Source organism: Stenotrophomonas sp. DDT-1 (assembly GCF_001580555.1).
GTDB lineage: Bacteria > Pseudomonadota > Gammaproteobacteria > Xanthomonadales > Xanthomonadaceae > Stenotrophomonas > Stenotrophomonas sepilia.
On record NZ_LEKR01000001.1, the window covers coordinates 103,672 to 124,831 of the forward strand.

18 protein-coding genes are annotated in these 21,160 nt (G+C 66.8%); 5 read left to right on the forward strand and 13 right to left on the reverse strand.

All coding sequences use genetic code 11. From position 1 onward, the window contains the following. Positions 1–110 precede the first annotated feature (110 nt). The 6 genes from guaA to moeB all read right to left on the reverse strand — a co-directional run bounded on the left by guaA (position 111) and on the right by moeB (position 8,464). A complete protein-coding gene (gene guaA / locus AB839_RS00460) occupies positions 111–1,676 on the reverse strand; it encodes a glutamine-hydrolyzing GMP synthase (protein ID WP_005413109.1) in 1,566 nt (521 codons plus the stop codon). After that, positions 1,673–2,149 carry a hypothetical protein gene (locus AB839_RS00465; RefSeq protein ID WP_061477892.1) on the reverse strand — a complete coding sequence of 159 codons (477 nt, stop codon included), beginning with the start codon at positions 2,147–2,149 and terminating at the stop codon, positions 1,673–1,675. The genes guaA and AB839_RS00465 overlap by 4 nt, the downstream gene beginning before the upstream one ends. A gap of 107 nt (positions 2,150–2,256) precedes the next feature. After that, the gene (guaB, locus tag AB839_RS00470; RefSeq protein WP_032958143.1) at positions 2,257–3,714 is read right to left on the reverse strand and encodes an IMP dehydrogenase; all 1,458 of its coding nucleotides are present in this window, start codon (positions 3,712–3,714) and stop codon (positions 2,257–2,259) included. A gap of 233 nt (positions 3,715–3,947) precedes the next feature. Beyond that, positions 3,948–4,826: a bifunctional methylenetetrahydrofolate dehydrogenase/methenyltetrahydrofolate cyclohydrolase FolD gene (gene folD, locus AB839_RS00475; RefSeq protein ID WP_061477893.1), complete on the reverse strand. Its 879-nt coding sequence runs from the start codon at positions 4,824–4,826 to the stop codon at positions 3,948–3,950. Positions 4,827–5,216: 390 nt separating this feature from the next. Further along, a complete protein-coding gene (locus AB839_RS00480) occupies positions 5,217–7,049 on the reverse strand; it encodes a monovalent cation:proton antiporter-2 (CPA2) family protein (RefSeq protein ID WP_061477894.1) in 1,833 nt (610 codons plus the stop codon). Positions 7,050–7,327: 278 nt separating this feature from the next. Continuing rightward, on the reverse strand, positions 7,328–8,464 hold the full coding sequence (gene moeB / locus AB839_RS00485) for a molybdopterin-synthase adenylyltransferase MoeB (RefSeq protein WP_061477895.1): 1,137 nt from the start codon (positions 8,462–8,464) through the stop codon (positions 7,328–7,330). Between the two features lie 89 nt (positions 8,465–8,553). Here moeB and AB839_RS00490 point away from each other — a divergent pair, with 89 nt between their 5' ends. From AB839_RS00490 to AB839_RS00500, 3 genes are all read left to right on the forward strand, one after another. Next, positions 8,554–9,369 (forward strand): AraC family transcriptional regulator, encoded by an 816-nt coding sequence (locus tag AB839_RS00490; RefSeq protein WP_061477896.1) that lies wholly within the window; start codon positions 8,554–8,556, stop codon positions 9,367–9,369. Positions 9,370–9,443: 74 nt separating this feature from the next. After that, a complete protein-coding gene (locus tag AB839_RS00495; RefSeq protein ID WP_061477897.1) occupies positions 9,444–10,079 on the forward strand; it encodes a LysE family transporter in 636 nt (211 codons plus the stop codon). A 94-nt stretch (positions 10,080–10,173) separates the two neighbouring features. Continuing rightward, positions 10,174–10,935 (forward strand): hypothetical protein, encoded by a 762-nt coding sequence (locus AB839_RS00500; RefSeq protein ID WP_061477898.1) that lies wholly within the window; start codon positions 10,174–10,176, stop codon positions 10,933–10,935. Between the two features lie 132 nt (positions 10,936–11,067). Here AB839_RS00500 and der read toward each other — a convergent pair whose 3' ends face one another. The 7 genes from der to ndk all read right to left on the reverse strand — a co-directional run bounded on the left by der (position 11,068) and on the right by ndk (position 17,697). Next, positions 11,068–12,465 carry a ribosome biogenesis GTPase Der gene (gene der / locus AB839_RS00505; protein WP_005413118.1) on the reverse strand — a complete coding sequence of 466 codons (1,398 nt, stop codon included), beginning with the start codon at positions 12,463–12,465 and terminating at the stop codon, positions 11,068–11,070. Between the two features lie 18 nt (positions 12,466–12,483). Further along, complete coding sequence (bamB, locus tag AB839_RS00510; protein WP_061477899.1) at positions 12,484–13,692, reverse strand: outer membrane protein assembly factor BamB; 1,209 nt, start codon at positions 13,690–13,692, stop codon at positions 12,484–12,486. Further along, the gene (locus AB839_RS00515) at positions 13,692–14,330 is read right to left on the reverse strand and encodes a tetratricopeptide repeat protein (protein ID WP_061477900.1); all 639 of its coding nucleotides are present in this window, start codon (positions 14,328–14,330) and stop codon (positions 13,692–13,694) included. Before AB839_RS00515 ends, bamB begins: the two co-directional genes overlap by 1 nt. Positions 14,331–14,395: 65 nt before the next feature. Continuing rightward, positions 14,396–15,265 carry a RodZ domain-containing protein gene (locus tag AB839_RS00520; protein WP_061477901.1) on the reverse strand — a complete coding sequence of 290 codons (870 nt, stop codon included), beginning with the start codon at positions 15,263–15,265 and terminating at the stop codon, positions 14,396–14,398. Between the two features lie 18 nt (positions 15,266–15,283). Beyond that, a complete protein-coding gene (gene pilW, locus AB839_RS00525; RefSeq protein ID WP_061477902.1) occupies positions 15,284–16,069 on the reverse strand; it encodes a type IV pilus biogenesis/stability protein PilW in 786 nt (261 codons plus the stop codon). Then, the gene (gene rlmN, locus AB839_RS00530; RefSeq protein ID WP_005409296.1) at positions 16,056–17,261 is read right to left on the reverse strand and encodes a 23S rRNA (adenine(2503)-C(2))-methyltransferase RlmN; all 1,206 of its coding nucleotides are present in this window, start codon (positions 17,259–17,261) and stop codon (positions 16,056–16,058) included. Before rlmN ends, pilW begins: the two co-directional genes overlap by 14 nt. A 10-nt stretch (positions 17,262–17,271) precedes the next feature. Continuing rightward, positions 17,272–17,697 carry a nucleoside-diphosphate kinase gene (ndk, locus tag AB839_RS00535; protein WP_005409295.1) on the reverse strand — a complete coding sequence of 142 codons (426 nt, stop codon included), beginning with the start codon at positions 17,695–17,697 and terminating at the stop codon, positions 17,272–17,274. A 345-nt stretch (positions 17,698–18,042) separates the two neighbouring features. Between ndk and AB839_RS00540 the strand changes: the two genes are divergently transcribed. Together AB839_RS00540 and AB839_RS00545 are read left to right on the forward strand one after the other, a co-directional pair. Next, positions 18,043–18,696 (forward strand): TetR family transcriptional regulator, encoded by a 654-nt coding sequence (locus AB839_RS00540; protein ID WP_061477903.1) that lies wholly within the window; start codon positions 18,043–18,045, stop codon positions 18,694–18,696. A gap of 39 nt (positions 18,697–18,735) precedes the next feature. Beyond that, positions 18,736–21,108: a 3-hydroxyacyl-CoA dehydrogenase/enoyl-CoA hydratase family protein gene (locus AB839_RS00545; protein WP_061477904.1), complete on the forward strand. Its 2,373-nt coding sequence runs from the start codon at positions 18,736–18,738 to the stop codon at positions 21,106–21,108. Positions 21,109–21,160: the final 52 nt, after the last annotated feature.

A 21,160-nucleotide genomic window follows, 5' to 3' on the forward strand; every position in this document is an offset into this window, starting at 1 on the left:
ACTCATCATGATGCAGCTCCGGCACGATTCGCCGTAAGACTCACAACGGAGACGCGTGAGCAAATTCTGCATACAACAAGGGCGCCTCTCGGCGCCCTCGTTCTTTCAACTCATTCCCACTCAATAGTCGCCGGCGGCTTCCCCGAGATGTCATAAACAACCCGCGAAACCCCCCGCAACTCATTGATGATCCGGTTGCTCACCGTACCCAGGAACTCATACGGCAGATGCGCCCAATGCGCGGTCATGAAGTCGATGGTTTCCACCGCACGCAGCGCGATCACCCACTCATAAGCGCGCGCATCGCCCACCACGCCCACCGACTTCACCGGCAGGAACACGGCAAATGCCTGGCTGGTCTTGTCGTACAGGTCGGCCTTGCGCAGCTCATCAATGAAGATGGCATCGGCCTTGGCCAGCAGCTCGGCGTATTCGCGCTTCACTTCGCCCAGGATACGCACGCCCAGGCCCGGGCCCGGGAACGGATGGCGGTAGACCATGGTGCGCGGCAGGCCCAGCTCGACGCCCAGGCGGCGCACTTCGTCCTTGAACAGCTCGCGCAGCGGCTCCACCAGGCCCAGCTTCATGTGCTCCGGCAGGCCGCCCACGTTGTGGTGGCTCTTGATCACATGCGCCTTGCCGGTCTTGCTGCCGGCCGACTCGATCACGTCCGGGTAGATGGTGCCCTGCGCCAGCCACTTGGCGTTCTTCAGCTTGTTCGACTCTTCGTCGAAGATCTCAACGAACAGGTTGCCGATGATCTTGCGCTTGGCTTCCGGATCGCTCACGCCTTCCAGCGCAGCGAAGTAACGGTCGGCGGCATTCACGCGCACCACCTTCACGCCCATGTGCTCGGCGAACATCGCCATCACCTGGTCGCCTTCCTGCCAGCGCAGCAGGCCGGTATCCACGAACACGCAGGTCAGCTTTTCGCCGATGGCCTTGTGCAGCAGCGCAGCCACCACGGACGAATCGACGCCGCCGGACAGGCCCAGGATCACTTCGTCATCGCCCACCTGTTCGCGCACGCGGGCGATCTGGTCGTCGATGATGTTGGCGGCGGTCCACAGGGTCTGGCAGCCGCACACATCCACCACGAAGCGGCGCAGCAGCGCCTGGCCCTGCAGGGTGTGGGTCACTTCCGGGTGGAACTGCACGCCGTACCAGCGCTTTTCTTCGTTGGCCATGGCGGCCACCGGAATGCGGTCGGTGGTGGCGGTGATGGTGAAGCCCGGCGGCGCAACGGAGACGTGGTCGCCGTGGCTCATCCAGACATTCAGCTTCGGCTCGCCGCCGTGGTCGCTCAGGCCTTTGAACAGTGCATCCGGGTTGATCACGTTCACTTCGGCGTGGCCGAACTCGCGCTGGTCAGCGGCTTCGGTGGCACCGCCCAGCTGCGCGGCCAGGGTCTGCATGCCGTAGCAGATGCCGAAGATCGGCAGGCCGCTGTCGAACACTTCCTGCGGCGCGGCCGGCGCACCCGGCAGCGTGGTCGATTCCGGGCCACCGGACAGGATGATGCCCTTGGCGCCAAACGCGGCGATCTCGGCCGGGTTGTGGTCCCACGCCCAGATTTCGCAGTAGACGCCCAGCTCGCGGATGCGGCGGGCGATCAGCTGCGTGTACTGCGCGCCGAAATCGAGGATGAGGATCTTGTCGTTATGGATGTTGGTCATGGTGCCGTTCCAGTGGTGTTTTTCGCAGCGCCCGGCGCTTCAAGGCTCTGCGTCAGCGTGGCGATGAACGCCTCGCGTTGTTGAATATGTGAGGGGTCTTCCTCGTCCCAGCGCAGCATCAGCAGGCCGTGCGGTGCGGTGGGGTTGGCGCGGTCGGCGCGCGGCAGCTCGGCGATTTCCTGCACTTCGGTGCCGGGCACGATGCGCCGTTGCAGCGCCGCCATCGAGAAGCCCGACTCCGCAGCGCCCCAGGACGCCCACTGCACGCTCATCCGTGCGGGCTCCAGCGCGCCCAGTACCGGCGTCAGCACCGGATCATCCGGGCCATGCAGCAGCTCGGTAACGCACTGCAGCGTGACCTGCAGCGGGCGCTCGCCGGTGCCCTTCAGCAGCCAGCGCTGTTCGCCAGCGGCCTGCACCTGCCAGCCCTTCGGCAGCGAGAATGCGTTCTGGCAGGCCTGCACGTCCTGCAATTGCGAAACCGCCGCGCCCGGAGACCCGGAGCGCGGCGGCGGTTCGGACAACGAACAGCCTGCCATCAGCAGGCTGCCCGTAATCGCAAGAGCAGTTCGCAAGCGCATCAGGCGCGGTAGTTCGGCGGCTCTTTGGTGATCGTCACGTCGTGGACGTGGCTCTCACGCTGGCCGGCGCCGCTGATCTTCACGAACTTGGGCTTGCTGCGCATCTCGTCGATGGTGGCACAGCCCACGTAGCCCATGGTGGCGCGCAGGCCGCCCATCAGCTGGTGGATGATGCCGCCCACCGGGCCGCGGTACGGCACGCGGCCTTCGATGCCTTCCGGCACCAGCTTGTCGGCGGTGGCGGCGTCCTGGAAGTAGCGGTCCTTCGACCCCTTCTCCATGGCGGCCAGCGAACCCATGCCGCGGTAGCTCTTGTACGAACGACCTTGGTACAGCTCGGTCTCGCCCGGCGATTCTTCGGTACCGGCCAGCAGGCCGCCGACCATGATGGTCGAGGCACCGGCGGCCAGCGCCTTGCCGATGTCGCCCGAGTAGCGGATGCCACCGTCGGCGATCAGCGGGATGCGGTCCTGCAGCGCTTCGGCCACCAGATCAATGGCGGTGACCTGCGGCACGCCGACGCCGGCAACCACGCGGGTGGTGCAGATCGAGCCCGGGCCGATGCCGACCTTGACGGCGTCCGCGCCGCTGTCCAGCAGCGCCAGTGCGGCTTCGCCGGTGCAGATGTTGCCACCGATGACCTGCACGTTCGGGAAGTTCTTCTTGACCCAGCTGACGCGGTCCAGCACGCCCTGCGAGTGGCCGTGCGCGGTATCGACCACGATCACGTCCACGCCGGCGGCGACCAGCGCTTCCACGCGGCGATCGGTATCGCCACCCACGCCGACGGCAGCGCCGACCAGCAGGCGGGTCGACAGATCCTTGGCAGCGTTCGGGAAGTCGGTGTTCTTCTGGATGTCCTTGACGGTGATCAGGCCACGCAGTTCGAACGAATCGTTGACCACCAGCACCTTTTCGATGCGGTTGCGGTGCAGCAGCTGCAGCACTTCGTCAGAGGCGGCGCCTTCCTTGACCGTGATCAGGCGATCCTTCTTGGTCATGATGTGGCGGACCGGATCGTCCAGCTCGGTCTCGAAGCGCATGTCGCGGTGGGTCACGATGCCGGCCAGTTGGCCGTCGCTGCCCACCACCGGCACGCCGGAGATGTTGTGCGCCTGGGTCAGGGCCAGCACGTCGCGGATGGTGGTTTCCGGGCCGACGGTGATCGGGTCGCGGATGACACCGGCCTCGAACTTCTTGACCTTGGCCACTTCCGCGGCCTGCTGTTCCAGGCTGAGATTCTTGTGGATGATGCCCATGCCGCCGAGCTGGGCCATGGCGATGGCCAGGCGGGCTTCGGTGACGGTGTCCATGGCCGCGGACAGGATCGGAAGCTTCAGCTTCAGGTCTCGGGTCAACCGCGTTTCGAGGTTGACGTCCTTGGGCAGGATGGTCGAGTGGGCGGGGACGAGCGAGACGTCGTCGTAAGTGAGTGCTTCAGCCTGGATGCGCAGCATCGGCATACCCGAGATGTGGGGAAGCGCGACATTTTACCCCTTTTCAGGGGCCAAGAACAGCATTTTTGGTAGCCCGAATTGGAACTTCGCGCGACACAGTGTCGCACCCGCTCACCTGTAGAGCCGAGCCCACGCTCGGCTGCTTTCCGCCAGACCGCGATGAGCCGAGCATAGGCTCGGCTCTACAGCAGGCCCAAGGCCCGGTGCCGCCTTTGGTAGGTGCCAACAGCAGGTCAGCTCAGCGCTTCCGCCGCTTCCAGGGTGTTCTGCATCAGCGTGGCCACGGTCATCGGGCCCACACCACCCGGCACCGGGGTGATCCAGCTGGCCCGCTGGGCAGCCGCTTCAAACCCTACGTCGCCCACCAGGCGGCCGTCATCCAAGCGATTGATACCCACATCGATCACCACCGCGCCCGGCTTCACCCACTCACCCGGCACGATGCCCGGGCGACCGACCGCCACCACCAGGATGTCGGCGTTGCGCACGGCCTGTTCCAGCACGTCCTTGGGGGTGAACTTGTGGCAGCTGGTCACGGTGCAGCCGGCAATCAGCAGCTCCAGGCCCATCGGGCGGCCGACGTGGTTGCTGACGCCCACGATGGTGGCGTTGCGGCCGCGCACCGGCTGGTCGGTGTGGCCCAGCAGCGTGGTGATGCCGCGCGGGGTGCACGGGCGCAGGCCGAACTCGCGCAGGGCCAGGTGGCCGACGTTTTCCGGGTGGAAACCGTCCACGTCCTTGCGCGGGTCGATGCGCTGGATCAGCCGGCGCGCGTCGGGGATCCCCGGCAGCGGCAGCTGGATCAGGATGCCGTGGATCTTCGGGTCGGCGTTGAGCTGGTCGATCAGGTCAAGCAGCTCGGCTTCGGTGGTACCGGCCGGCAGGTCGTAGTCATGTGCTTCGATGCCGACCTTCTCGGCGGCACGGCGCTTGTTGCGCACGTACACCGTCGAGGCCGGGTCGCCACCGACCAGCACCACGGCCAGGCCCGGGCGGCTGCCACCGGCGGCCACGCGGGCATCGACGCGCACCTTCAGGCTGTCGAGCAGGTCCTCGGCGATGCGGCGGCCATCAAGGATGCGGGCAGGATGCGGGGAGGCGGAATCGGTCATCGGGAGCGGGCGTGGGGCGGCGGGGACGCTATTGTCCCCGATTCAGGCCCCCTCGCCCACCGCCACGGTACCAATCCCACCCGCCCTTGTAGAGCCGAGCCTACGCTCGGCTCACGCGCGCAGCGCGGCTTTTTCGCAACCTGACCGAAGAGCAGCCGAGCATGGGCTCGGCTCTACAACCGTCCGGCCCGCCCTTGTAGAGCCAAGCCTACGCTCGGCTCACGCGCGCAGCGCGGCTTTATCGCAACCTGACCGAAGAGCAGCCGAGCATGGGCTCGGCTCTACAACCGACCGACCCGCCCTTGTAGAGCCGAGCCTACGCTCGGCTCACGCGCGCAGCGGGGGGTACATCGCAATTTGGCCGAAGAGCAGCCGAGCATGGGCTCGGCTCTACTCTTCCTCTTCCGGCACATCCTGCGGGTTCAACGTCTTGCTTGCCCGCTTCGGCGCGGTGAACGGCGTCGGCGTCGGCACGCCCTGGCCGGCGTTGCCAAACACCATCTTGGCGCCGGCATTCAGACCACCACCAGCAATTTCCAACTCGAAACGCTCGGCATCGCGGCGGCGGATCTGCTCGGCAATCTCCACCGCGTCATCCTCATCCGCACCCAGTTCCACCAGCGCGGCCTGGCCAAACAGCACCGCCGATTCAAACGTCTCGCGGATCTGGAAATCGACACCGGCATGGATCAACCGCAGCGAATGCTCGCGGTCGAACGAGCGCACCATCAGCTTGGCCTGCGGGAACTCGTGCGACACCAGCTCAACAATGCGATCAGCCGCCTCGGCCTTGTCCACGCACACCGCAATCGCACGCGCGGTCGCCGCGCCCGAGGCATGCAGCACGTCCAGTCGCGTACCGTCGCCGTAGTAGATCTTGAAACCGAAGCGCGCCGCGCTCTGGATCATCTCCACATCGTTGTCGATGATGGTCACGTCCACGTCGCGCGCCAGCAGCGACTGGCTGGCGACCTGGCCGAAGCGACCGAAGCCGATCAGCAGCACGCTGCCGGACAGGCCGTCGGCCTCGTCCACGCCGTCCATGTTCACCGTCGGCTTCGGCGCGATGCGCTTGTAGACCAGCACCACCAGCGGGGTCAGCGCCATCGACAGCACTACCACGGCGGTGAAGTTGGCATTGATCTCCAGGTTGATCACGCCGGCCGATGCCGCGGCGGAGAACAGCACGAAGGCGAACTCGCCGCCCTGCGCCATCAGCACGCCGCGGTCCAGCGCCTGCGCGTGGTCGCTGCCCATGACGCGCGCGACCACGTAGATGCACAGCGCCTTGGCCGCCATCAACGCCAGCACCAGGCCGAGGATCAGCTGCCAGTTGCCAGCTACCACGCCCAGGTCCAGTGCCATGCCCACGCTGAGGAAGAACAGGCCCAGCAGGATGCCGCGGAACGGTTCGATGTCCGCTTCGATCTGGTGGCGGAAGGTCGATTCGCTCAGCAGCACGCCGGCCAGGAACGCGCCCATCGCCATCGACAGGCCGGACAGCTGCATCAGCAGCGCCGCGCCCAGCACCACCAGCAACGCGGCGGCGGTCATCACCTCGCGCGCCTTCGATTCGGCCAGCACGCGGAACAGCGGATTGAGCAGGAAGCGGCCGACCAGCACCAAGCCAACAATGGCGCCCACGCCGATCGCCACCGACAGCCAGCGCGAACCCTCGCCATCGGCACTGCCCGCGCCCGGCGCCATCCAGGCCACCAGCGCCAGCAACGGGACGATCAGCAGGTCTTCGAACAGCAGGATGGAGACGATCTTCTGCCCCGACGGCAGCGCAATGTCACCGCGCTCGGCCAGCAGCTGCATCACCACCGCAGTGGAGGTGAGCACGAAGCCGGTGGCGCCGATGAAGGCCACCTGCCACGGCAGGCCGAACAGCTTGGCGATGCTGGTCAGCACCAGCGCACAGGTGACGATCTGCAGCGTGCCCAGCCCGAAGATCTCCTTACGCAGGCTCCACAGGTGCGAGGGCCGCATTTCAAGGCCGATCACGAACAGGAACATGACCACGCCGAGTTCGGCGGTATGCAGGATCGCCTGCGGGTCGGAGAACCAGCCCAGCCCGAACGGTCCGATCGCCAGGCCAGCGGCGAAGTAGCCCAGCACCGAGCCCAGGCCGGCCCGGCGGAACAAAGGCACCATCACCACCGCCGCGCCCAACAGGGCGACGACCTTGACCAGCTCGCTGGTCGCTGCTTCTACCGCCATGCGGTGTTTTCCCCAAGATCCAGAATCGGGTTCAACAATAGAGCAATGCCGATGACGGCAATAGCACGCATGTTGCGCCGGATTGTCTTGGCGGTGGAACGATGCAGGGAGTGACCCCCAACATCATCCCGAAACCATGCACATGCTTGGGTGGGCGCCATGACCTGTAGAGCCGAGCCCACGCTCGGCTGCTCTTCGTGCCGAGGCCAGAAGCAGCCGAGCATGGGCTCGGCTCTACAGTAGATCCACGCCATGCGTGGATGATGCCCCGGCCAGCCTCACCCCCCCCGGCAGAACGCGGCGTAATCGATATACCCCGGGAATGGCACGCCCGGCGCGCACACCGGGCACTGCGGGTCCGGCCCGATGCCGGTCTCGCGGAAGCGCATGCCCAGCGCGTCGAAGCGCAGCAGGCGCCCCACCAGCGGCTCGCCGATGCCCAGCAGCAGCTTCAGCACCTCGGTGGCCTGCAGCACCCCGGCCAGGCCGGGCAGCACACCCAGCACACCGGCCTCGGAACAGTTCGGCGCGAACTCCGGCGGCGGTGGCTCCGGGAACAGGCAGCGGTAGCACGGCGCCACGCCACGCTGGCGGCCGGCGTCAAACACGCTTACCTGGCCGTCAAAGCGCTCGATGGCGGCATACACCAGCGGTTTGGCGTGCTTGATGCAGGCGTCGTTGAGCAGGTAGCGCAGCGGGAAGTTGTCCGAGCCATCCAGCACCACGTCCACGCCCTCGAGCAGCGCATCCACGTTCTCAGAGGTCACCCGCTCCGGCACCGCCTCGACCTCGATCGAGGGGTTGAGCGCCAGCAGGCGCTCGCGAGCGGAATCGACCTTGAGCTGGCCGACGCTGGCTTCGGTATGCACGATCTGCCGGTGCAGGTTGCTGCGCTCCACGCGGTCGTGGTCGGCGAAGCGCAGGTGCCCTACCCCGGCGGCGGCCAGATAGAAGCCGGCCGGCGCACCAAGGCCGCCCGCACCCAGCACCAGCACGCGCGCCTGCTGCAGCCGGCGCTGGCCGACCTCGCCCACCTGCGGCAGCAGCAGGTGGCGCGAATAACGATCAAAGAAGTCGCGATCGGCGGCACTGGCCAACGGCTGCACCAGTGGCAGCGACTGCTCGCGCCAGGCCACGGTACCGCCCGTCACGGAAGCGACGTTTGTGTAGCCGGCCTCCAGCAGGAACTGCACGGCATCGGCCGAGCGCTTGCCGCTCTGGCAGATCAGCAGGATCTCCTGGTCGCGCCGCGGCAGATGCGCGGCCGGGTCGGCCTGCAGCTCGCCCTTGGCCACGCCGCGCGCGCCCTCGGCCATCCCGCCGGCCCGTTCGTGCGCTTCGCGCACATCGATCAGCACCGCGCCATGGGCCAGGCGCTCGCGTGCCTGCGCGGGGGAAAGCTCTTGGATGCTCATGGCGGCATTATCGCGCAGACACCCTCGACGCGCCCTGCCCCGAACATGGCACCATGCGGGCGTTGCCCCCTGCATCCCGGAACCGCTGCATGCGCTCTGCCACCGAATTCTGGCGTGACCCGCGCATGCCCTTCGTCGAAAGCCGACGGGCGTGCGACAGCCGCGCCTGCCATCGCCCGCACAGCCATGACACCTTCTCGATCGGCGCCGTGGACGCCGGCAGCAGCCTGTTCACCGGTGCTGTGGAAGGACCGCGCCTGCTGCAGCCCGGCAGCCTGGTCGGCGTACCTGCAGGCCGCGTGCACGCCTGCAACCCCCTGCCCGGCCAGGTCTGGAGCTACCAGATGCTGCATCTGGACGCGCGCTGGATGGCCGAGGTCCGCGCCGAGTATGACGACCTGCCCGAACCCGACTGGCAGCAGGAACCGATCCGGATTTCCAACCATCGCCCGCGCTACCAGCAGTACTGCCAGCTCAACCAGACGCTGTTCTCCGACGATCCGGTCAGCGTCAAGGAAGCTGCCCTGATCGCGTTCGTCGGCGATCTGGATGAACACGATGGTGTAGCCGTCACCGGCCCGCCCGAAGATGCCGCATTACAGCAGCGGCTGCAGCCGGTGATGGACATTCTGCGCCAGCGGCTCGAACACACCCCGGCCCTGCAGGAGCTGGCATCGCTGGCAGGCATGAGCCGCTACCAGCTGATCCGCGCCTTCCGGCGTGCCACGGGCCTGACCCCTCACGCCTGGCAGATCGACCAGCGCATCCAGGAGGCCCGGCGGCGGCTGTGCGAAGGGCAGGCCCTGGCCGTGGTCGCCCATGCATTGGGGTTCGCCGACCAGAGCCATTTCCAGCGGGTCTTCAAGGCCCACGCCGGTGCGACCCCGGGCCAGTACCGGCGCTGAGCCTGCAATAACGTTCAATACCATCGCGCGGCGCATCCCCACACTGGCGCCCCCGCCAGCCGCCGCCGGACCCGATGGAACAGTTCCTGGTCATCGCCACCGTACATTTTCTCGCCCTGCTCTCACCCGGCCCCGACTTCTTCCTCGTTGCACGCACCGCGATCACCTCTGGCTGGCGCACCGCCAGTGGCGCCTGCGCAGGCATCGCCGTCGGCAATGGCGTCTTCATCGTGGCCGCCTTCACCGGAATGGCCATGCTGCGCCCAGGCAGCGCAGGGTTCATTGCGGTGCAGTTGGCGGGCTGCGGGTTCCTGCTGTACCTCGGCACGCTGTTCCTGCGCCATGCGGGTTCGACGACGCTGCAGGCATCTGACGCTGCCGCCGGATCGCGAGCGGGCGGTGCCCACGGATGGTGGAAGGCGGCAGGGCTGGGCGCCCTGTCTGCGCTGCTGAACCCGAAGAATGCGCTGTTCTACGCAACGTTGGCGGCAATGCTCAACGGTCCGCAGGCCAGCACCGCAACGAAGTTCTTCTATGGCGCGTGGATGTTCGGCATCGTCCTGCTCTGGGATCTGCTGGTAGCCGCGCTGGTCGGCCACCCGTGGGTGCTGGGCCGATTCGCACGCGCCCTGCCTTGGCTGGAGCGCGCCGCAGGGCTCCTGATGATTGCGCTGGCGCTATGGATCGTCGTGTCGCTGTGGGTGGGCTGATGCCGGCGATTCGCGCCTGTCGCAATAGCGTTCAATACGGCGCGTCCGCACCAGCCCACACTCGGCACTTTCTGTAGGTCGGTGGCAGGTTTACGTGCAGCAGTTCTTCATCGTCGCGGTGCTGTACGGCTTCGCCATGCTCCTGCCTGCTTCCAATCACGCGAAGATCCTGCGCACCGCAATGGGCGCGGGCGGGCACGCCGCCATGGCCGCGTCGTTCGGTATCGCCATCGGTACGGGCGTCATCTGCGCCACAGCTTTCGTTGCAGCGGCCATGCTGGGAAACCGCGGCCTGTGGACGCTGGCGATGCAGTGCACGGGCTGCCTCCTGCTATTGCGCCTGGCGGGCATGTGCCTGCGCGATGCCGGGCTGACCACCCTCTCTCCGCTTTCCCTGCAGATGCCCTGGGGCCTGAGGGCCCGCTCCCGTTGGCCGCACGCCGAGGCTGGATGCCTGTTGGCGCTCGCCAGCACCAGCAACTGGATGCTGCAGTTCGCGGTGGCTGCCCTGCTTACCGGCCTCGTTGCCGACACTGGCACCAAGGCCGCTTACGTGGCCGGCCTGAGCGGCGTCGCGCTGTCGCTCGGCCTGCTGATGGCATGGCTCGGCAGCCATCTGCGCTGGGCACGGAGGTATTGCCGACTCCTTCCGTGGCTGGAGCATGCCGCAGGCCTGGTGACCGGGGCGGTGTCGGTGGCGTACCTGGCAGGAGCATTGGGTACCACCCTGGTCTGGGCAAGCATCACGGGGCAGGCGCGGCTGCCGGAATCGATGATGGCCGCACCCCGCAGCATCCCATGCGCCTTGCCACATTGCCGCGCACGTCGCGGCGGTCGCCCAGATCGAGATCTGTAGAGCCGAGCGCATGCTCGGCTGACGCACGCAGCGCGCCTCGTCAATCCGCGAAAAGCAGCCGAGCATGGGCTCGGCTCTACAGACCGGTTCGCCGCAACGAAAAAGGCGGCCCTGCGGCCGCCTTCCCGTGAATCACTTGCCCTTGACGTGCTTCATCAAGCGCCGCTTGGCCTTGACCTGCCGCTCGGTGAGGACGTTCTTCTTTCCCTCGTACGGGTTGGTCCCCTCGCGGAAGATGAAGCTCACCGGCGTGCCGATCAGCTTGAAGCGCTTGCGGAAGAAGTTCTCCAGGTAGCGCTTGTAGGATTCCTGCAGCTCCTTCAGGCGGGTGCCGTGCACGATGAATGTCGGCGGATTGGAGCCGGCCGGGTGCACGTAGCGCAGCTTGGAGACATGGCCGCGGATGGTCGGCGGCGGGTTGGTCTCGTAGGCCACTTCCAGCGCCTTGTTCACTTCGCTGGTGGTGAAGGTCTTGTTCGCCGATTCGTGCGCGCGGTGCACCGCGCGGAACAGCTCGCGCAAGCCCGAACCATGCTTGGCCGAGATGCGCACCGACTCGGCCCACGGCACGAAGCCGAGCTTCAGCGACAGCATGGTCTCGGCCTGTTCGCGCTGGTACTCGGTCAGGCCATCCCACTTGTTGATGGCGATCACCAGCGCGCGGCCGGCATCGAGCACGGCACCGAGCACGGTGGCGTCCTGGTCGGTCACGCCTTCGGTGGCGTCGAGCATCAGCACGGCCACCTGGCACTGCTCGATCGACTGCATGGTCTTGACCACCGAGAACTTCTCGACGACCTCGTCCACGCGCGAACGACGGCGCAGGCCGGCGGTGTCGATCAGGCGGTACTCACGGCCGTCGCGCTCCAGGTCCACCGCGATCGAGTCGCGGGTGGTACCCGGCACGTCGGAGGCGATCATGCGCTCCTCGCCGAGGATGCGATTGACCAGGGTCGACTTGCCCACGTTCGGGCGGCCGACGAAGGCGATGCGGATGCGGTTCGGGTCGTTGTCCAGCTCTTCGCCGCTGCCTTCTTCCGGCAGGCGCTGAATCACTTCGTCCAGCAGGTCGTCCAGGCCCTGGCGATGCGCGGCCGAGACGGTCAGCATCTCGCCGAAGCCGTAACGGGCGAACTCGGAACGCACGCTGTCCTCGTCAGTGCCGTCGATCTTGTTGATCAGCAGCAGCGTCGGGCGCGACAGCTTGCGCAGCCAGGCCAGGATCTCGTCGTCGAGCGCCGAGGTGCCCTCGCGCGCGTCGACGACGAACAGGATCAGGTCGGCTTCGGCCGCGGCCGCACGGGCCTGGCGCGTGGTGGCGCCGGCCAGGCCTTCGTCTTCCCCGGCGATACCGCCGGTATCCACGACGAGGAAATGGTTGTCCTCGTCGAGGCGGCAGACACCGTAGTTGCGGTCGCGGGTGACGCCGGGCTGGTCATGGACCAGCGCGTCACGGGTGCGCGTAAGCGCATTGAAAATAGTCGACTTGCCGACATTCGGCCGTCCAACCAGGGCGACCAGAGGCAGCATCGCGATTACTCCAATTTTTTAGTTTGCCAACCGGAAGGCGGTCAGCTTGCCATCCACGTTCTGCACCAGCAGCACCCCGTCTACGACGACCGGCTGGGCCAGCAGGGCGTCGCCGCCACTTTTTGCCCGTGCCGCCATCGCACCATCGGAGGTCTGCAACCAGTGCACGTATCCCTTGTAGTCACCGACCACGACGTAGTCGCCGTGCAGTGCCGGGCCGGTCAGCGAACGACGGGCCAAGGCGGTCTGCGACCACATCGCTGCGCCGCTGGTCTTGTCCAGGCCGAACACGCCGCCCTTGTTGTCGGTCACGAACACATTGCCGGACGATACCGCCACGCCACCTGCGCCGCCATGGTCGCGCGCCCACAGCGGGCGACCGGTCGGGCCTTCGATGGCCATGGTCTGGTTCTTGAAGCTGCTCACGTACAGGGTGTTGCCGTCGAGCACCGGTGCGCCGTCGACGTCCGCCATGCGCTCCAGCTCGGTGCGGCCTTCGCCGTTGCCGAGGTTCTGTTCCCACAGCGTGCGGCCATCCTGCTGGGCCAGGGCCGCGACCGCGCCCTCGTCCTTGCCGATGAACAGCACGCCCGGGCCGGTCACCACCGGCGCGTTGCCGCGCACGGTCAGCGCCGGCAGCTCGCTCGGGTTGAACCACTTCTGGGTGCCGTTGCCGACATCGAAGGCGGTCACGCGGCCGTCGTTGCTGCGCACGTAGACCATGCCCTGGGCAACGGCCGGCGCGGCGATCACTTCACCCGGAACACGGGCGCGCCACTTCTCGCTGCCGTCGTTGATGTCCAGCGCGACGACCTGGCCATCCAGCGTGCCGATCACGACCAGGTTCTCACCGACACCCGGGCCGCCGGACAAGCGCAGTTTGGCCTTCTTCTTTTCCTTCTTCGGCTCCCAGGTCCAGACCTTCTTGCCGGTCTGCAGGTCGATGGCGTGCACGCCACCGGTGATCGCCGCAGCGAACACGTGGCCGTTGGCCACCGCCGGGCCCTGGCGCACACCGATGCGACGCTCGCCCTTGCCGAGGTTGACCGACCAGATCTTGCTGACCTTCAGGGTCGGCTCGAACTTGACCAGCTCAGCCGGTTCCTGTGCCTTCTTCGCCGCCGCGTCCTTGCCGGCGAACCAGCCCTTCATGGTGCCGCAGCCGGTCAGGGCCATGCCCATCAGGAGCACGGTGGCGACGCGGGTGATCATGACCTTCTGACTCATCAAACCGACTCCGCAGGGGCGGCAACGGTGCCGCCGGCGTCCATAACCTTGGTTTCCAGCAGGCGCCGCTGCGGCGCTGCCACGTCCAGCGTCTTCAGCGCCTTCTCGTACTGTACGCGGGCCTCATCGCGCTTGCCCTGCGCCATCAGCGCATCGCCATGGATTTCCAGGCTGCTGCTGTCGGTGGCGCTGCCCAGCAGCTTGATGGCCTCGTCGCTCTTGCCAGTGGCCACCAGCAGGCGGGCCACACGCTGGTCGACCACGCGCTGCAGGTCACCTTCGACCTTCACATTGCGCAGGGTGGCCAGTGCCTCTTCGTTCTTGCCGGCGTCGACCTGGGCCTTGGCCAGCTGCAGCGCCGCGAGGTCGCCGTAGATGCTGGACGGGCCGGCTTCGAGCGCCTTGACCGCCTTGGCGGCATCGTCAAGCTTGTTCTGCTGCAGGCCCTGCAGGGCCTTCTGGTACTCGACATTGGCCGAGGCCAGCTTGCTGCCCTGATCCTTCTGGTACCACTGCCAGCCGGCAATGGCACCGATGGCGATGACTACGCCACCGAGGATGCTGGCGCCATTCTTCCGCAGCCAGCTGCGGACGCGTTCACTTTGTTCGTGCTCGTCGAGCAGATCGTCGATCGCCATGCGTACTCTCGCCCCGCCCGTCGGGAGGGACCATTGGGTTTAATCGAAGGTGGTGAAACCGCGCCTCAGTGCGAAACCGGGACTACGGAGCCTTCAGAGGATACCTGAAAGCGTGCCACGTTGGCTCGCTGGTAGGGGGTCAGATCGACGATAGCGCCGTTCTGCTGAACCTGGACCGCCGAGGCGTTGCCCAGGGTCACCCGGGTCACCTGGCCCGGCGTGAAGCTGCGGGTCTCGCCGGACTTGATCAGTGCCTTCTCGACGGTGCTGCCGTCCGGGCCGCCGATGTCGACCCAGCTGTCGCCGCTGAACTGCATTTCCAGCGCATTGCCGGCAGCCGGGGCCGGCGCCGGGCGCGGCACCGGGGCCAGCGAGGCGACGTAAGGGGTGGCCGCCGGCTTGCTGGCCGGGGCCGGGGTCGCTTCGGCCGGGGCGGCCGTCTCGCTACCGGCTGCGGACGGCGTGACCGGCACGGCGGCCGGGATCACGTCCAGCGAGGCGGTGCTCGGCGACGGGGTCGCGCTGCCGTCGAAGTGGCCACGGGTGGCGAACCACACCGGCACCGCCAGCACGGCGGTGATGCCGACATACAGCACGCGCCGACCGAGGTTCTCGGCGATACGGCGCGCACGCGGGGTATGGGTATGGCTGACCAGGGTGGGCGGAACCACCGGGCCGACCTGGGCCTGCTCCAGCAGCTCGCCCACGTCCACGTCGAGCAGGCGCGCATAGCTGCGCAGCTGGCCGCGCACGAACACCGGCGCCCCCAGCTTCTGCCATTGTTCCTCTTCCAGGGACTTGACCACCTGGACCGGCATGCGCAGGCGCGAGCCGACATCTTCGAGGGTCAGTCCGGCCGCTTCACGGGCCTGGCGCAGGCGGGTGCCGCAGCCGGCCGCAGTCTCGAGAGCGCTCACAGTCTGGTCATCAATCACAATGCATCAACCCTGGAGTTAGGAGCCCGCATCCTGCGGAAATTCCTGTCGAATCCGCTGCAGATAACGATCAGATGCCGCCCGATCGCCCAGCCTCGCTTCGATTTGAGACGCAAGTTGTAACACGGAACGCGTTGCGGGTGCAGCCGCAATCCTACGTTCGGCGAAGGCCCGGGCCTCCATGTAGCGGCCCTGGCGGAAGCTCAGCTGGGCCATCGACTCCAGCGCCACCGGGTTGGCCGGCGCCGCGACGAGTGCCGCGCGCAGGTCGCGTTCGGCACGTTCAAGCTGGCCCGCATCCAGTGCGCAGCTGCCGGCATTGGCCTGCGCTTCGCCCGGGGTGGCATAACCCGGCGCCTGCAACGCGCGGTCGAACCAGACCAGCGATTCGGCCGGCTGGCCCTGCTGGCACAACCAGGCACCGTAGTTGTTGAGCACGTCCCCGCGCTGCGGCGCCAGCTCGGCGGCCTTGCGGAAATTCTCGCCCGCCTGGCGGGTGCGGCCACGACGGTCATCGATGCCGGCCTGCAGCACCAGCGCGTCGGGCGCCTCGGGCGCCAGCTTCAGCGCTTCGCGCACCTTGCGCTCGGCGGCGTCGAGATTGCCGACCTGCATGTCACGGGTCGCCAGGGTCAACAGGTCGCGCCAGCGCACTTCGCGCCGCACGCTTTCCGGGTCAGCCACCGAATAGACCGGCGCCTGGCTCGGCCCGAGCTTGGCCTTGGGATGGGATTTACAGCCGCCGACCGCAACGGCCAGCACGCCTGCGAACAGAACCAGCCAGAGGCGGTCAGGCCGCGGCATCGCTCCCCTTCCCCGCCTGCAGCGTCTTGTTGAATTCCGCCTGGCGGCGGGTGCGGTCCATTACCTGGCCCTTGAGCTGGCCACAGGCGGCGTCGATGTCGTCGCCACGGGTGCGGCGGACCATGGTCAGCACGTTGCTGTCGAGCAGGATCTTCTGGAAGGCACGGATGTGCGCTTCTTCCGAACGCTCGTAGCGGGTGCCCGGGAACGGGTTGAACGGGATCAGGTTGACCTTGCCCGAATCCTTGGCCTGCACCGCGTTGTCGAACTGGCGCATCAGGCGGGCCAGCTCGCGGGCATGCTCGGGCTTGTCGTTGATGCCCTTCATCAGGGTGTATTCGAAGGTGACCGACTCGCGGCGCTTGTTGGCGCGCAGGTAGCGTGCGCACGAGGCCATCAGCTCGGCGATCGGGTACTTCTTGTTGAGCGGCACCAGCGTCTCGCGCAGTGCGTCGTTCGGCGCATGCAGCGACACCGCCAGCGACACGTCGCTTTCGGCAGACAGGCGGTCGATCTGCGGCACCAGGCCGGAGGTCGACAGGGTCACGCGCTTGTTGGCCAGGCCGTAGCCCAGGTCGTCGCGCATCACGCTCATGGCGCGCACGACGTTGTCGAAATTCATCAGCGGCTCGCCCATGCCCATCATCACCACGTTGGTGAGGCGGCGCATCTGGTGCGGCACGTTGCCCAGGTGGCGTGCGGCAACCCACACCTGGCCGATGATCTCGGCGGTGGTCAGGTTGCGGTTGAAGCCCTGGGTGGCGGTGGAGCAGAACGTGCAGTTCAGGCCGCAACCGACCTGCGAGGACACGCACAGCGTGCCGCGGGTCTTGTCCGGGATGTACACGGTCTCGATGGCGTTCTTGCCATCCACGCCCATCGCCAGCAGCCACTTGTGGGTGCCGTCGGCGGAGGGCTTGTCGAACACGATGTTCGGAACCAGCACCTCGGCATGGGCCTGCAGCTTGGCGCGCAGGACCTTGCCGAGGTCGGTCATTTCATCGAAATCGGTGACGTAGCGATGATGGATCCACTTCATCACCTGATGGGCACGGAACTTCTTTTCGCCGAGAACCTCGACGAAAAACTTCTCCAGGCCCGCGCGATCGAGGTCGAGCAGGTTCTGCTTGCCAGCCGTGGGTGCCGACTTCGGCAGCGGCTGGATGGCGGGGGACTGTACGACCTCGTTCACGGCATTACTCTCAGCGCGAGACGACTTCGGTGGCGGCGAAGAAGTAGGCGATTTCAATCGCGGCATTCTCGACCGAGTCCGAGCCGTGGGCGGCATTGGCATCGATGGATTCGGCGAAGTCGGCGCGGATGGTGCCCGGCGCGGCTTCCTTCGGGTTGGTGGCGCCCAGCAGGTCGCGGTGGGCCAGGACGGCGTTCTCGCCTTCCAGGGCCTGGATCATCACCGGGCCGGAGATCATGAACTCGACCAGCGCGTTGAAGAACGGACGCTCGCGGTGCACGGCGTAGAAGCCTTCGGCTTCACGGCGGGACAGCTGCTTGTACTTGGCGGCCACGACCTTCAGGCCGGCCTTCTCGAAGCGGGCGTAGATTTCGCCAATGACGTTCTTGGCAACGGCGTCCGGCTTGATGATCGAAAGGGTGCGCTCCAGCGCCATGGGATGTCTCCAATGGAATCGGGCCGCTGATGGCCCGAAGGGTAACATGAAAAAAACCCGCGTCGGGACGCGGGCTTAGCCTGATAAACGTAGGCGAATTGTAAAAGATAAAGCGGCTGGGTGGTAGAGGGCCTGCGGCCCTCCTGTAGAGCCGAGCCCATGCTCGGCTGACCTTTGGGCCGAAGAGCAGCCGAGCATGGGCTCGGCTCTACAGGTTCAGATCCACCCATTCACCCAGCTGAGTGAAATCTGACCGGCCCGGGCAATTTTGCTGCACTGCAAAATGCCATACGCTGCCGTCTGGTCCTAGTATCAAACAATCGTTTGATTAAGGTCCGCCCACCGATGGCCAAGCCCGCACACTTCTCGACCAAGGACCGGATCCTCGGCGCGGCCGAGGAGCTGTTCGCACAGCACGGCTTCGCCGGCACCTCGCTGCGCCAGGTGACCAGCCAGGCCGACGTCAACATCGCGGCGGTCAACTACCACTTCGGCTCCAAGGAAAACCTGGTCAACGAGGTATTCCGCCGCCGCATGGACGAGATGACCGGCGCCCGCCTGTCTCAGCTCGAACGCGCCCGCGCCGAGCACCCCGGTGAACTGCGCCCGGTGCTGGCCGCCTTCGTCGAGCCGGCACTGGCGCTGGCCCAGGACCGCCAGAACGGCGGCGCCTTCGTGCGCGTGATCGCCCGCGCCTACGCCGAGAAGAACGACAACCTGCGCAAGTTCCTGTCCGACCACTACGGCCACGTGCTGCGTGCATTCGGCAAGGCCATCGGCGAGTGTGTGCCCGGCCTGAGCAAGGAAGAGTTGTACTGGCGCCTGGACTTCCTGGCCGGCTCGCTCACCTATGCGATGGCCGACTTCGGGCTGATCAAGCGTCCCGCCGGTGTCACCGAAGCGGCGCATCGTGCCCATGCCGCCCATGAACTGATCCATTTCGCCGAAGCCGGGTTCCGCGCCGCCGCACGCGCCAGCGCCCTGCCCGCTTCCGTTTGATTCCACCCAGTAACTGCTGACCAACAAAGGCCCTACACCATGTCCAATTCCCTGCTAGTCCGCCGCGCCGCCGTGCTGGGTGCCGGCGTCATGGGTGCCCAGATCGCCGCCCACCTCACCAACGCCGGCGTCGACACCGTGCTGTTCGACCTGCCTGCGAAGGAAGGTCCGGCCGACGGCATCGTGCTGAAGGCGATCGCCAACCTGGGCAAGCTGAGTCCCGCGCCGCTGGCCAGCAAGTCGCTTGCCGAAGCCATCACTCCGGCCAACTACGAGTCCGGCCTGGAGCAGCTGAAGGACTGCGACCTGATCATCGAGGCCATCGCCGAGCGCATGGACTGGAAGCAGGACCTGTACAAGAAGATCGCCCCGTTCGTGGCCGACCACGCGGTGCTGGCCTCCAACACCTCAGGCCTGGGCATCAACAAGCTCGCCGACGTGCTGCCCGAGCAGCTGCGTCACCGCTTCTGCGGCGTGCACTTCTTCAACCCGCCGCGCTACATGCACCTGGCCGAGCTGATTCCGGCCACCACCACCGATGCCGCCGTGCTGGAAGGCCTGGAAGAATTTCTGGTCACCACCTTGGGCAAGGGCGTGGTGTATGCCAAGGACACCCCGAACTTCATCGGCAACCGCATCGGCGTGTTCTCGATCCTGTCGACCATCCACCATACCCAGCAGTTCGGCCTGGGCTTCGACGAAGTGGACGGCCTGACCGGCCCGCTGGTCGGCCGCCCGAAGTCGGCCACCTACCGCACCTCCGACGTGGTCGGCCTGGACACCATGGCGCACGTCATCAAGACCATGGGCGACACCCTGCCGAATGACCCGTGGCATGAATTCTTCAAGTCGCCGAAGTGGCTGGACGCGCTGATTGCCAAGGGCGCGCTGGGCCAGAAGACCGGCGCCGGCATCTTCCGCAAGGTCGGCAAGGACATCGTCGTGCTGGACCTGGAGAAGCAGGACTACCGCCCGGCCGACCGCACCGCCGCCCCGGAAGTGGTCGAGATCCTGAAGATCAAGAACCCGGCCGAGAAGTTCGCCAAGCTGCGCGAGAGCCAGCACCCGCAGGCTCAGTTCCTGTGGGCGACCTTCCGCGACCTGTTCCACTACAGCGCCTACCACCTGGCCGACATCGCCGAGACCGCGCGCGACGTCGACCTGGCCATCCGCTGGGGCTACGGCTGGTCGCTGGGCCCGTTCGAGACCTGGCAGGCCGCCGGCTGGAAGCAGGTCGCGCAGTGGATCGCCGATGACATCGTGGCCGGCAAGAGCATGAGCAACGCACCGCTGCCGGACTGGGTGTTCGATGGCCGCGATGGCGTGCACGCTGCCGAGGGCAGCTACAGCCCGTCGCGCAACGCCAAGCTGCCGCGTTCGTCGCTGCCGGTGTACCAGCGCCAGCGCTTCCCGGATCCGCTGCTGGGCGAGAAGTTCGCGCCGGGCGAAACCGTGTTCGAGAACGACGGCCTGCGCATGTGGCACGACGGTGACGGCATCGCCGTGGTCAGCTTCAAGACCAAGATGAACACCGTGTCCGACCAGGTGCTGGATGGCCTGCAGGAATGCGTCAGCCGCGCCGAGAAGGACTTCCAGGGCCTGGTGATCTGGCAGCAGAAGGAACCCTTCTCCGCCGGTGCCGACCTGGCCGGTGCACTGGGCCTGCTGCAGGCCGGCAAGGTCGACCAGTTCGAAGAGATGGTCGCCAACTTCCAGCGCACCAGCCAGCGCATCAAGTACTCGCTGGTGCCGGTGGTGGCAGCGGTGCGTGGCCTGGCCCTGGGTGGCGGCTGCGAGTTCCAGATGCACAGCGCCAAGACCGTGGCCTTCCTGGAAAGCTACATCGGCCTGGTCGAGGCCGGCGTCGGCCTGCTGCCGGCGGGTGGTGGCCTGAAGGAACTGGCCGTGCGCGCCTCGCAGGCCGCAGGCCCGGGCGGTGACGTGTTCGCCGAACTGAAGAAGACCTTCGAGACCGTGGCGATGGCCAAGGTGTCCAACTCGGCGGTCAACGCCAAGGAACTGGGCCTGCTGCGCAGCACCGACAAGGTGGTGTTCAACAGCTACGAGGCCCTGCACATCGCCAAGGCCGAAGCACGCGCCCTGGCCGAAGCCGGCTACCGTCCGCCGCTGCCGGCACGCCGCATCCAGGTCGCAGGTGACGTGGGTATCGCCACCTTCAAGATGATGCTGGTCAACATGCTGGAAGGCCGTTTCATCAGCCCGTACGACTACGAGATCGCCGAGCGCATCGCCACCGTGCTGTGCGGCGGCAAGGTCGACCGCGGCACCCTGGTCGACGAAGAGTGGCTGCTGACCCTGGAGCGCAAGCACTTCGTCGAACTGGCCCAGCAGGAAAAGACCCAGGCCCGCATCGCGCACATGCTCAAGACCGGCAAGCCGCTGCGGAACTGATTGATGGCGGGTGCCGGCCACGGGTCGGCATCCCTCTGCCTCTGGTGGGTGC